This is a genomic window from Gordonia sp. J1A (assembly GCF_055393515.1).
The window spans coordinates 554,295-567,059 of record NZ_AP041607.1 but is presented as its reverse complement, the minus strand read 5'-3'; the positions used below and the strand labels follow the sequence as shown (position 1 = coordinate 567,059).

General features: G+C 62.0%; 6 protein-coding genes and 3 rRNA genes. 2 read left to right on the top strand and 7 right to left on the bottom strand.

Features of this window, described 5'->3' with window-relative positions; translation table 11 throughout:
* Nucleotides 1–125: 125 nt before the first annotated feature.
* The gene (locus tag ACZ5QD_RS02645) at nucleotides 126–1,085 is read left to right on the top strand and encodes a coiled-coil domain-containing protein (protein ID WP_006898212.1); all 960 of its coding nucleotides are present in this window, start codon (nucleotides 126–128) and stop codon (nucleotides 1,083–1,085) included.
* Nucleotides 1,086–1,088: 3 nt separating this feature from the next.
* Here the strand turns inward: ACZ5QD_RS02645 and nucS are convergent, their stop codons facing one another.
* The 4 genes from nucS to ACZ5QD_RS02625 form a co-directional block, all read right to left on the bottom strand.
* On the bottom strand, nucleotides 1,089–1,775 hold the full coding sequence (gene nucS, locus ACZ5QD_RS02640) for an endonuclease NucS (RefSeq protein WP_039868169.1): 687 nt from the start codon (nucleotides 1,773–1,775) through the stop codon (nucleotides 1,089–1,091).
* A 906-nt stretch (nucleotides 1,776–2,681) separates the two neighbouring features.
* Nucleotides 2,682–2,798: ribosomal RNA gene (gene rrf / locus ACZ5QD_RS02635) — 5S ribosomal RNA — on the bottom strand.
* A 179-nt stretch (nucleotides 2,799–2,977) separates the two neighbouring features.
* A 23S ribosomal RNA gene (locus ACZ5QD_RS02630) occupies nucleotides 2,978–6,121 on the bottom strand.
* A 455-nt stretch (nucleotides 6,122–6,576) separates the two neighbouring features.
* Nucleotides 6,577–8,097, bottom strand: a 16S ribosomal RNA gene (locus ACZ5QD_RS02625).
* Together the 16S, 23S and 5S rRNA genes form the textbook arrangement of a ribosomal RNA operon.
* Nucleotides 8,098–8,729: 632 nt before the next feature.
* On the opposite strand from ACZ5QD_RS02625, the gene mftM reads away from it, so the two are divergent.
* A complete protein-coding gene (gene mftM / locus ACZ5QD_RS02620) occupies nucleotides 8,730–9,572 on the top strand; it encodes a mycofactocin oligosaccharide methyltransferase MftM (RefSeq protein WP_039867425.1) in 843 nt (280 codons plus the stop codon).
* A gap of 36 nt (nucleotides 9,573–9,608) precedes the next feature.
* Here the strand turns inward: mftM and ACZ5QD_RS02615 are convergent, their stop codons facing one another.
* From ACZ5QD_RS02615 to ACZ5QD_RS02605, 3 genes are read right to left on the bottom strand one after another with little or no spacing between them, the layout of a single operon-like run.
* On the bottom strand, nucleotides 9,609–10,250 hold the full coding sequence (locus ACZ5QD_RS02615) for a MadR family response regulator transcription factor (RefSeq protein WP_006896388.1): 642 nt from the start codon (nucleotides 10,248–10,250) through the stop codon (nucleotides 9,609–9,611).
* Nucleotides 10,250–11,584 (bottom strand): MadS family sensor histidine kinase, encoded by a 1,335-nt coding sequence (locus ACZ5QD_RS02610; protein WP_006896389.1) that lies wholly within the window; start codon nucleotides 11,582–11,584, stop codon nucleotides 10,250–10,252. The genes ACZ5QD_RS02615 and ACZ5QD_RS02610 overlap by 1 nt, the downstream gene beginning before the upstream one ends.
* A gap of 2 nt (nucleotides 11,585–11,586) precedes the next feature.
* On the bottom strand, nucleotides 11,587–12,765 hold the full coding sequence (locus ACZ5QD_RS02605; protein WP_006896390.1) for an iron-containing alcohol dehydrogenase: 1,179 nt from the start codon (nucleotides 12,763–12,765) through the stop codon (nucleotides 11,587–11,589).

Here is a 12,765-nt window from a genome sequence, read left to right as displayed (position 1 = left end):
CGACCGCATTCTCGTCGCCGAGCGGGTGGCCGGCCCCGTGCCGGCCGCCCGCGCTGTGCAAGCTCGCTCGCAACACCCCGCATTCGATACTGAATTCGGACGCCGATCGGACCTAGACTGGCATCATGTCAGCCCCTGGACATCGTCAGAGCCCCTTCCCCATCGTGATGCGCGGATACGACCGCGACCAGGTCACCGATCACCTTCGGCGGCTCGAAGCCGAATTGCGCATGATGGCCGCCGATCGTGACTCCGCTCATGCCAGCGCGGACGAACTCCAGGCGCATCTCGACGACGCCCGACACCGCATCCGCGAGCTCCAGGACGAGGTGAACACTCTCTCCGTCCCGCCGACGACGGTCGCGGGGATGACCGAGCGCGTCTCCCGCATGCTGCAGTTGGCCACCGACGAGGCCAGCGAAGTCCGTGCCAACGCCAAGGACGAGGCCGACGAGACGCTGTCCGTCGCCCGCCAGGAGGCCGAGGACATCCGTGCGTCCGCGGCAGCGGCCGCCACCCGGACCAAGGAACTCGCGCAGGAGCACGCCGACGCGAAGATCACCGAAGCCGAGGAGCGAGCCGCCGAGATCGACGAGGCCGCGCGGGAACGCGAAGCACAGTCCAAGCGGGATCTCGAGGCCGCACGGGAACGGGCCCGGGAGATCATCGCCGCCGCCGAGGAGGACGCCGCACGCCTGCGCGGGGCCGCGCACAACGTCGCGATGAACCGCCTCGCACGCTCTCGTGAGCTGGCGGAATCGGCCCACGATGCACACAAGCAGATCCTCGACCACCTCGACGCTCTCCGCGAGCACATCACCAACCTCCCCGGCGCCCTCGAACTGTCGGACGAGGAGCGGGATCTGGTCTCTCTCACCGAGACCGACGACCTCGAACTCCTCAACCGCACGCTGCTCGGGAGGGATCGATTCACCCCGCAGGACGACGCCTCCACCCCGCCGGCCGAGAAGACCGATGTGCTCGACGCCGTCGACGCGGAATACGACGACGATCACGGTGACGAGCGCTACGGCGGTCCGGCGCGTAAGGAGGACTCACCGAAGGGCGATCAGGTCACGGCCTGACCGTCAGAACAGCTTGAACTCGTTGTCCTCGGTGCCGCGCAGCTTGTCGTAGTCGAGCGTCACGCACCGGATCCCCCGATCGTTGGCCAGAGTCTTGGCCTGAGGCTTGATCGCCTGTGCCGCGAACACTCCGCTGACCGGTGCGATCGTCGCATCGCGGTTGAGCAGATCCAGATACCGCGTCAGCTGCTCCACACCGTCGATCTCGCCGCGTCGCTTGATCTCCACAGCGACGGTGTGGCCATCCGCGTCTCGGCAGAGGATGTCCACCGGCCCGATCGCGGTCATGTACTCGCGACGGATGAGCGTGTAGCCGGCACCGAGCGTCTCGATGTGCTCGGCCAGCAGTTCCTGGAGGTGTGCCTCCACACCGTCCTTCACCAGTCCCGGGTCGAGCCCGAGTTCGTGGCTGCTGTCGTGATGGAATGCCGCGATGCTGATCCGCAGCTGCTCCCCCGCCTTGTTCTCGACCACCCAGACCGAGTCGATACCGTCGGATCCGTCTGCCGCCGGCTCCTCGACGAGCCAGCACGGCGGGCTCATCCAGTTCAACGGCTTGTAGGCTCGGTCGTCGGCGTGAATGCTGACCGACCCGTCGGACTTGATCAAGATCAGCCGCTTCGACATCGGCAGATGGGCGGTGAGCCGACCAACATAGTCGACCTGGCAATCGGCAATCACAAGACGCACCTCAGCGAGTGTAGTGGAGACCCCCGACGCACCCGAACAGCCTTGCCGAGCCGTATCGAGTCACGAGCCGTTTCGACACCCTCCGCTCGCTCAACCTGCCCCTCGTCCCGAGGTTCGTCGAGTAGGCGTATCGAGACCAATGTGCACCCCCGTGCGGTGGTTTCGACTCGCTCCGCTCGCTCAACCAGCCTAAGAGGGGTGCGCGCTCAACCAACCTGGAAAGAACGTCGCCCGAGGTTTGTCGAGTAGGCGAGCGAGCGTAGCGAGCACGCCGTATCGAGACCACTCTCCTGCCGTGTCGTGGTTTCGACTCGCTTCGCTCGCTCAACAAGCCAAAGAGGGGTGCGCGCTCAACCAACCCGGAAAGAACGTCGCCCGAGGTTTGTCGAGTAGGCGAGCGAGCGTAGCGAGCACGGCGTATCGAGACCACTCTGCCCGTCGTGTGGTGGTTTCGACTCGCTTCGCTCGCTCAACCAGCCTAAGAGGGGTGCGCGCTCAGCCGGCCTGGAATCGCCGGCTCCCCCGGAGGTTTGTCGAGTAGGCGGGTGAGCGTAGCGAGCACGCCGTATCGAGACCACTCTCCCGTCGTGTGGTGGTTTCGACTCGCTTCGCTCGCTCAACCAGCCTGAAGGGGGTGCGCGCTCGACCGGACTGGAAAAGACGGCCCCTCGAGGTTTGTCGAGTAGGCGGGTGAGCGTAGCGAGCACGCCGTATCGAGACGACTCTGCCGTCGTGTGGTGGTTTCGACTCGCTTCGCTCGCTCAACCAGCCTGAAGCCAGTCTGAAGCGGGTGCGTTCGCGGTCTGTCAGGCGCGCCGTATCCAGACGGCACTCGCCGGGGGGCACGTCCCGGGAAATGGGTTGAGCCCCGATCAGACGGTGTCTGATCGGGGCCCAACAAGTTGTGTTCGGCGGTGTCCTACTCTCCCACACCCATTACAGTGCAGTACCATCGGCGCAGGTGGGCTTAGCTTCCGGGTTCGGAATGGGACCGGGCGTTTCCCCACCGCTATAGCCGCCGTAACAATATGAAACCATCCACACCACAATCTATAACCAGATCGTGGTGTGTGTGTTGTTTCAGAAGTACATAGTGGATGAACGAGCAAACATTCTGTGTGCGTGTAACAATCACCGAAACCGACCCACACAACCCATCCGTCGTGATTCGTTGAATCCGAAAAGAATTGTTGGTGAGTGTTGTTGGTAAGTCCTCGGCCGATTAGTACCGGTCACCTGAACACATTACTGTGCGTACAGTTCCGGCCTATCAACCCCATCATCTGTAGGGGGCCTTACCCCACCCGAAGGTGGGTGAGAAACCTCATCTTGGAACAGGCTTCCCGCTTAGATGCTTTCAGCGGTTATCCCTTCCGAACGTAGCTAACCAGCAGTGCTCCTGGCGGAACAACTGGCACACCAGAGGTTCGTCCGTCCCGGTCCTCTCGTACTAGGGACAGGTTTCCTCAAGTTTCTACACGCGCGCGGCGGATAGAGACCGAACTGTCTCACGACGTTCTAAACCCAGCTCGCGTGCCGCTTTAATGGGCGAACAGCCCAACCCTTGGGACCTACTCCAGCCCCAGGATGCGACGAGCCGACATCGAGGTGCCAAACCATCCCGTCGATATGGACTCTTGGGGAAGATCAGCCTGTTATCCCCGGGGTACCTTTTATCCGTTGAGCGACACCGCTTCCACATGCCGGTGCCGGATCACTAGTCCCGACTTTCGTCCCTGCTCGACATGTACGTCTCACAGTCAAGCTCCCTTGTGCACTTACACTCAACACCTGATTGCCATCCAGGCTGAGGGAACCTTTGGGCGCCTCCGTTACACTTTAGGAGGCAACCGCCCCAGTTAAACTACCCACCAGGCACTGTCCCTGAACCCGATCAGGGTCCGAGGTTAGAAGCCCAATACGATCAGAGTGGTATTTCAACAACGACTCCACCCACACTAGCGTGCCGGCTTCACAGTCTCCCACCTATCCTACACAAACCGCACCGAACACCAATACCAAGCTATAGTGAAGGTCCCGGGGTCTTTTCGTCCTGCCGCGCGTAACGAGCATCTTTACTCGTACTGCAATTTCGCCGAGCCTGTGGTTGAGACAGCAGAGAAGTCGTTACGCCATTCGTGCAGGTCGGAACTTACCCGACAAGGAATTTCGCTACCTTAGGATGGTTATAGTTACCACCGCCGTTTACTGGGGCTTAAATTCTCAGCTTCACCACCCCGAAAGATGATTAACCGGTCCTCTTAACCTTCCAGCACCGGGCAGGCGTCAGTCCGTATACATCGTCTTACGACTTCGCACGGACCTGTGTTTTTAGTAAACAGTCGCTTCTCTCTGGTCTCTGCGACCACCACCAGCTCACACCGAAAAAGTGATCACCGGTCGTGGTCCCCCTTCTCCCGAAGTTACGGGGGCAATTTGCCGAGTTCCTTAACCACAGTTCACTCGATCGCCTTAGTATTCTCTACCTGACCACCTGTGTCGGTTTGGGGTACGGGCCGTGTACCAACTCACTAGAGGCTTTTCTCGACAGCATAGGATCACCGAATTCACCACAACGGCTACGCATCACCTCTCAGGCTCAAAAAGACACGGATTTGCCTATGTCTCACCCTACAGGCTTACACCAACTATTCCACCAGTTGGCCCGGCTACCTTCCTGCGTCACCCCATCGCTTGACTACTACACCCAAGGTCCCACGCAGCCACCATCAGAGAAATCCGAAGAAATCAACGACAGCTTTTGGATGGTTAGTACAGATGATTCATCACTGGGCGCGGATACACGGGTACGGGAATATCAACCCGTTGTCCATCGACTACGCCTGTCGGCCTCGCCTTAGGTCCCGACTCACCCTGGGCGGATTAACCTGGCCCAGGAACCCTTGGTCATCCGGCGGACAAGTTTCTCACTTGTCTTTCGCTACTCATGCCTGCATTCTCACTCCCACACCCTCCACAACTGGATCACTCCGCTGCTTCCACGGATGCAGGACGCTCCCCTACCCACCCACACCACTACACACCCACCCGCAGGCAGGCATGGATGAAATGTGTGAGTGCCGCGGCTTCGGCGGTGTACTTGAGCCCCGCTAAATTGTCGGCGCAGAATCACTTGACCAGTGAGCTATTACGCACTCTTTCAAGGGTGGCTGCTTCTAAGCCAACCTCCTGGTTGTCTCAGCGACCCCACATCCTTTTCCACTTAGTACACGCTTAGGGGCCTTAGCCGGCGATCTGGGCTGTTTCCCTCTCGACTACGAAGCTTATCCCCCGCAGTCTCACTGCCACGCTCTCACTTACCGGCATTCGGAGTTTGGCTGACGTCAGTAACCTGATAGGGCCCATCGGCCATCCAGTAGCTCTACCTCCAGTAAGAAACACGCAACGCTGCACCTAAATGCATTTCGGGGAGAACCAGCTATCACGGAGTTTGATTGGCCTTTCACCCCTACCCACAACTCATCCCCTCCATTTTCAACTGAAGTGGGTTCGGGCCTCCACAACCTCTTACAGCTGCTTCACCCTGGCCATGGGTAGATCACTCCGCTTCGGGTCTAGACCCAGCGACTCAACACGCCCTATTCAGACTCGCTTTCGCTACGGCTACCCCACACGGGTTAACCTCGCCACTGAGCACTAACTCGCAGGCTCATTCTTCAAAAGGCACGCCATCACCCACCACCCCGAAAGGTGCGCAGGCTCTGACGGATTGTAAGCGTCCGGTTTCAGGTACTATTTCACTCCCCTCCCGGGGTACTTTTCACCTTTCCCTCACGGTACTAGTCCGCTATCGGTCACCAGAAAGTATTTAGGCTTACCGGGTGGTCCCGGCAGATTCACAGCAGATTCCACGAGCCCGCTGCTACTTGGGAACAATCGAAGCCAGTCAACACGCTTTCAGCTACGGGACTCTCACCCACTACGGCAGACCATTCCAGGCCACTTCACCTAACATGTCGATTTATCACTGACCCACCGCACGGCAGCACGATGAACGATCACCCCACAACCCCACACGCACAACCCCTGCCGAGTATCACATACGCATGGTTTAGCCTCCTCCGCTTTCGCTCGCCACTACTCACGGAATCACACTTGTTTTCTCTTCCTGTGGGTACTGAGATGTTTCACTTCCCCACGTTCCCTCCACACCCGCTATACATTCACGAGTGGGTAACACCACATCACTGGTGCTGGGTTTCCCCATTCGGACACCCTCGGATCACAGCTCGTTTGACAACTCCCCGAGGACTATCGCGGCCTACCACGTCCTTCATCGGCTCCTGGTACCAAGGCATCCACCGAACGCCCTCAAACACTTACAACAACACCCACAAACACACCCCACACACCACAACAGTGCCCGAGACGCGAATGCGGACAACAAACAAAAATCAACGATCACAACACGCGATCGCACAAACCAGAATCGAAATTGCAGAACACACAACCCAACAAGAACACCAAGGAACTCGCTGGGCTAGATGCTCGCATCCACTATGCACTTCTCAAACAACACACACCCACCACCCCCAACACCCCACACTCGGGGCGGAAAACAGTGAGCACCAAGACAACCCGCGCAGAACGCGTGTTCCCTCAGAACCCCGATAGTGTGCTTCGTCCACAACCGCAATCACTCACGGTCGACCACCCGCCGGCCCGCCCGCATCTCGCAGGCCACCGACAAACAAATGATGGATTCTTGTGTTTCACCCATGAACAAACACCGACCCGATACACATTCGGCACCAGCATCGACGTGTTGTTTGCTCCTTAGAAAGGAGGTGATCCAGCCGCACCTTCCGGTACGGCTACCTTGTTACGACTTCGTCCCAATCGCCGATCCCACCTTCGACAGCTCCCTCCACAAGGGTTAGGCCACCGGCTTCGGGTGTTACCGACTTTCATGACGTGACGGGCGGTGTGTACAAGGCCCGGGAACGTATTCACCGCAGCGTTGCTGATCTGCGATTACTAGCGACTCCGACTTCATGGGGTCGAGTTGCAGACCCCAATCCGAACTGAGACGCGCTTTAAGGGATTCGCTCCACCTCACGGTCTCGCAGCCCTCTGTACGCGCCATTGTAGCATGTGTGAAGCCCTGGACATAAGGGGCATGATGACTTGACGTCATCCCCACCTTCCTCCGAGTTGACCCCGGCAGTCTCCTGCAAGTCCCCGGCATAACCCGCTGGCAATACAGGACAAGGGTTGCGCTCGTTGCGGGACTTAACCCAACATCTCACGACACGAGCTGACGACAGCCATGCACCACCTGTACACCAACCACAAGGGGGGCCGTATCTCTACGGCTTTCTGGTGTATGTCAAACCCAGGTAAGGTTCTTCGCGTTGCATCGAATTAATCCACATGCTCCGCCGCTTGTGCGGGCCCCCGTCAATTCCTTTGAGTTTTAGCCTTGCGGCCGTACTCCCCAGGCGGGGTACTTAATGCGTTAGCTACGGCACGGAACTCGTGAAATGAGCCCCACACCTAGTACCCACCGTTTACGGCGTGGACTACCAGGGTATCTAATCCTGTTCGCTCCCCACGCTTTCGCTCCTCAGCGTCAGTTACTACCCAGAGACCCGCCTTCGCCACCGGTGTTCCTCCTGATATCTGCGCATTTCACCGCTACACCAGGAATTCCAGTCTCCCCTGTAGTACTCAAGTCTGCCCGTATCGCCTGCACGCCTGCAATTGAGTTGCAGAATTTCACAGACGACGCGACAAACCGCCTACGAGCTCTTTACGCCCAGTAATTCCGGACAACGCTCGCACCCTACGTATTACCGCGGCTGCTGGCACGTAGTTGGCCGGTGCTTCTTCTCCAGGTACCGTCACTTACGCTTCGTCCCTAGCGAAAGAGGTTTACAACCCGAAGGCCGTCATCCCTCACGCGGCGTCGCTGCATCAGGCTTGCGCCCATTGTGCAATATTCCCCACTGCTGCCTCCCGTAGGAGTCTGGGCCGTGTCTCAGTCCCAGTGTGGCCGATCACCCTCTCAGGTCGGCTACCCGTCGTCGCCTTGGTAGGCCATTACCCCACCAACAAGCTGATAGGCCGCGGGCCCATCCTGAACCGCAAAAGCTTTCCACCACCAACCATGCAATCAGTGGTCCTATCCGGTATTAGACCCAGTTTCCCAGGCTTATCCCAGAGTCCAGGGCAGATCACCCACGTGTTACTCACCCGTTCGCCACTCGAGTACCCAGCAAGCTGGGCCTTTCCGTTCGACTTGCATGTGTTAAGCACGCCGCCAGCGTTCGTCCTGAGCCAGGATCAAACTCTCCAACAAAAAATGCAGAAACCACAAGATTTCAACACAAAGCCAGAAAACAGAACCTGACCAAATCCAAAAAACTGACATGGTAAAAAATTCATCCAAAACACTCACCAACCCCCCAAAAGGGCCGGCAAGCACAATCTGTCCAAAAATCTCCCACGCCACAAAACAAAAAAATAGTGGCACAAGAAATCCAAAACACACTATCGAGTTCTCAAAGAACACACACCCACCAGAACCAACCCCCACAAACAAGGGCCGAACACCAGCAGACATCTGCAATTATCCGCCACCCCGTCTCCGAGGCGACCTTTCCAGCCTACCAGACTGGAATCTTCCCTGCAACCGCGACATTCTCGAACTCCGAAGAAGAACGGGAAGTCCGCCAGACGCAGGACCGCTACTCTACCCCCACCACCCCGGCAAGATCAACTCACCGACCGGAAGGACATTTCGCTCGCCAGCACCGACGCGCTGACCTGCAATAAGTTACGCAGCGCGGCCCGGAAGGTCAAATCGCCAGGTCGCGAGAGTGAACATTCGGCGGTTTCCGCAGGTCGACGGTCGCAGACCTGTACTTTCGGTCAGCTCCCACGACCGTTGGGTCAGTTACCCCGAGGGCGCCACCGTCTTAGCGTCGGAGAATGAGCACCGCCACCGCACTCCCAGCCGCTCTATCTGCGCCGACACGTGGCTTGGTCGTCGAGACCGTGTCCGGCCGCTCGGCACTCGCCGGTTTCCGAGGATCCGGTCGGCTGAGGTGGCGACGATCCGGCGATCTGCTCGAGCTGGCGCACCCCTACGGTCCACGCGACATCAGCGATTCGGTGGTTGTCGGCGAACTCACTGCGCTGGTGTCGGCCGGCGCGATCGCCGGCCAGGAGGAGTTCGAGGCCGCGGCGGTCGAACTCATCACCGGGTGCGCGGCCGATTCGGACGAGGCCTGGGTCGCCTTCTATCGCAACTCAGTCCGGGAACTCCGTGATGGCTCAGTGCCGTTCAGTCCGATCCATCGCCGCGCGCGCGGCCTTCTCGTCGGCGAATCCGTCCTCGAGGTGGGCTCGTGCTTCGGCTTCTTCGCCCTGCAGTGCGCCGGCGACGGATTCGCGGTGACGGCCACCGACATCTGCCAGGGCGCCCTGGACCTCCTCGGGAGCGCCTCGTCGAGCCTGAATCTCCCGGTGACGACCGTCCCGGGCGATGTTCGCCGCCTGCCTTTCACTGATGACAGTTTCGACACAGTGACGATACTGCATCTTCTGGAGCACCTCCCCGCAGACGATGTCTGCACCGCGATCGCCGAATGTTGCCGGGTCGCGCGGAGTCGCGTGGTGGTCGCGGTGCCGTACGAGGATGAAGTGTGTCCCCACTTCGGCCACCTCGAACTGCTCCGCGAGGCCGACCTCCGGCAGTGGGCGCAGGCGGTCGGTGAGCACCGCACGACGATCTTCGCCGACCACGGTGGCTGGCTCGTCATCGACCTGTAGACGAAGACCGCCGTCACTCACCGCCCGGGTCGGCGATCAGATCAGTCCGCGCTTGCTCGCGACGTACACCGCGTCCGTGCGCTTCGAGACCCCGAGCTTCCGGATCACATTGCGGATGTGGAACTTCACCGTCGATTCCGAGATGAACAGCGTTCTGCCGATGTCGGCGTTCGACTTTCCGTCCGCCAGCAGCTTGAGCACCTCGCGTTCGCGGTCGGTGAGATCCGCCGGCGCCTCGTGCTCGCCGGACACGGTGCGGAGCACGATCGCGGCACTGCGCGGGTCGAAGGCGCTTCCGCCCGTCGAGACGGTGCGGATGGCGCGGATCAGTTCGGTGGTGTCGACGTCCTTGACCACGTACCCCTTGGCGCCGGCGCGGACGGCCCGCACCACCAGATCGTCGTCGAGGAACGTGGTGAGCACCAGAGTCGCGACCCCGGGATTCCGCTTGGCTATCTCCCGGATCAGGCGCAGACCCTCGTATTCGGTACCCGCCGTGAGCTTGAGGTCCACCACGACCACATCGGGCGCACAGTGCGCGATCTCGGCCAGCGCGGCGTCGAAGGTTCCGGCTTCGCCGACCACCACCACGTCGTCGTCCCGCTCCAGCAACGACCGCAGGCCTTCGCGCAGCAACGCGTGATCATCGATCAGGACCGTCCGTATCGGTGCGCCCATCAGATCTCCTCCTCCGCCGAGTCGCCGTAACCCGGCGGAACGAGCGGCAACACGGCGGCGATCCGCACGCCACCGAGCCGCGACCTGCGGATACGCAGAGTCCCGCCGAGTTCTTCGGCCCGAGACGCCATGTTCGCCAATCCCCGATGACGGCCGGCCGCCCGGTCTCCGGCCAGTGCTGCCCGCAGAACCGAACGCAGGTCGTCGGGATCTCCGACCCCGTCGTCGTCCACCCACAGCGTCACCCGCTCATCGGTGTAGCCGAAGGTGACGTTCACCCGTTCGGCCTCGGAGTGCACGGCGGCATTGAACAAGGACTCCCCCGCGATCCGCAGCACGGCGTGCTGGAGGTTGCCGGAGAGCTCGCGCGGCCGCCCACGGACGGTCACTGACGTCTGTGTGTCGGCAGGCATGTGCAGGGCGCACAGTTCATCGAGGGTCTCGGCGATGCTGGGCGCCGGTGTCCGCGCATCGGCGAGCGTGTAGATCGCGTTCCGCAACTGCTCCATCGCGTCGCGAGTGAGCCGGACCGCCTTGTCGACGTGGTCGGCGGCCGGACCCGACACCGACGGGCGGCACAGTTCCATCTGCAGCCCGGCCGAGAGAACCGACTGACCGACCGAGTCGTGCAGCTCCCGCGCGATGCGCGCCCGCTCGCCGCCCAAGAGCGCTGTGCGCTGGGCCGCGGACAGCTCGCGCTGGGTCCGGAGCAGTTCCGAGTTCCGCTCCGCGAGTTCCTCAGCCCGACGGTCGGTCTCCGCGAACAGCGCGGCATTGACCATCGCCACGGTTGCCTGACCGGCGAGGATGCGTAGAACCATGAGATCGGCCGGGTCGACGTCGCGGTCGGAGGGCGTCCACGCCGACAGTCCGCCCACCACTCGCCCGTCCAATTCGACCGGCACATGGATGTGGTGCTCGGAGACGATCGGGCCGTGAAGGACATCGCGTTCGCCGCGCAGGACGTCGTTGAGCCGGTTGAGCACCTGATCGGGCAGATCCGTCGGCTCGGTCGCGATCCGGACGCCCTCGAAGGCCATGATCCGCCCGTCCCCCGACGCGATCAGGTGCCGCGGGGTGGTCTTGCCCAACTGACCGTCGGCCAGCGCGAACAGCACCCAGTCGGCGCCGAGATGGTCTCGTACCGTCTCCACCACCGCGACCACCAGTGCCTCGGGCCCCTCGGCGGTCTGCACCAGCGCCTTCGAGATCCCCTCCAACGCGGTCATCACCCGGCTCAGGCGCGCCGCCGTGCCCCGGAACTGCGCGTAGTGCCCGGCTTTGACGGTGCGCAGGCCGACGAGGCTGGCGAGATCCGGTTCCTTCTCGGGCACGGTCACATCGCCTGCCGGTACAGGTCGAGGATCGCGGCCTCCTCCGGCCGCCGCGGGTTGGTGATCATGCACGAATCCGCCAGAGCGTGTGAGGTGAGCAGATCCAGGTCACCGGACCGCACACCGAGGGGCGACAGCGTGTCGGGCATGCCGACCCGCGCCGCGAGCCGTGCGACGGCGTCGGCCAGCCGGTCGGCCACGGCCCGCGGGTCTCCCGACGTCGCCAGCCCGACGGCGTCGGCGAGTTGCACGAAGTCGTCCGCGCACACCACGGCGTTGTAGCGGATGACGTGCGGCAGCAGGACGGAATTGATGGTGCCGTGCGGGGCGTCGCAGTATCCGCCGACCGGGTGGCTCATGGCGTGGGCGGCGCCGAGGATCGCGTTGGTGAACGCCATACCGGCCCGCAGCGACGCCAGCGCCATCTCCTCGCCGGCTCCGGCGTCGCGCGGGTCGTCGACCAGCCGTTCCAGGTTATTCCACACTCCGCTGAGCGACTCGAGCGCGAGCGAGTCCGTGAGCCTGCCGTGAGCCAGGGACACGTACGCCTCGACGCAATGGGTGAGCGTGTCCATCCCCGCCTGCGCGGTCACTTCCGGCGGTGCCGTGGTGAGCAGCGTCGGATCGATCACCGTCACATTCGGCACCAACGTGCGCCCGATGATGGTGACCTTGGTCCGCCGCTCGGGATCGTTGATGATGCAGAACTGAGAGACGTCGGCCCCGCTGCCGGCCGTGGTCGGTACCGCGACCAGCGGCGGCAGCGGCCGCACCGCACGGTCGATGCCCTCGTACTCGAGGATCACCCCGCCGTTGGACGCGAGCACGGCGACGCCCTTGGCCGTGTCGATCACCGATCCCCCTCCGAGGGCGATGAGGCCGTCGGCACCGTGTGTGCGATACGCGGCGAAGCCGTCGGCCACCTCGCCCGCCCGAGGGTTCGGCGTCACGTCCAGATACGACGCCGGACTCAGACCCTGGGCGCGGAGGTCGTCGAGCAGTGCGCCGTACCAGGGCGCGGCCTCAAGGCGGCGGTCGGAGACCACCAGCGGCCGGCGGACCCCGAGCCCGGCGACGGCCACGGCGGCCTCCGGGAACGATCCGGGGCCGAGCACGATCTCCGGCGTGTGAAACTTCGCGACGCTGGTGGTGGCGCGCCGCGGCGTCCGGTCACCGGTCAC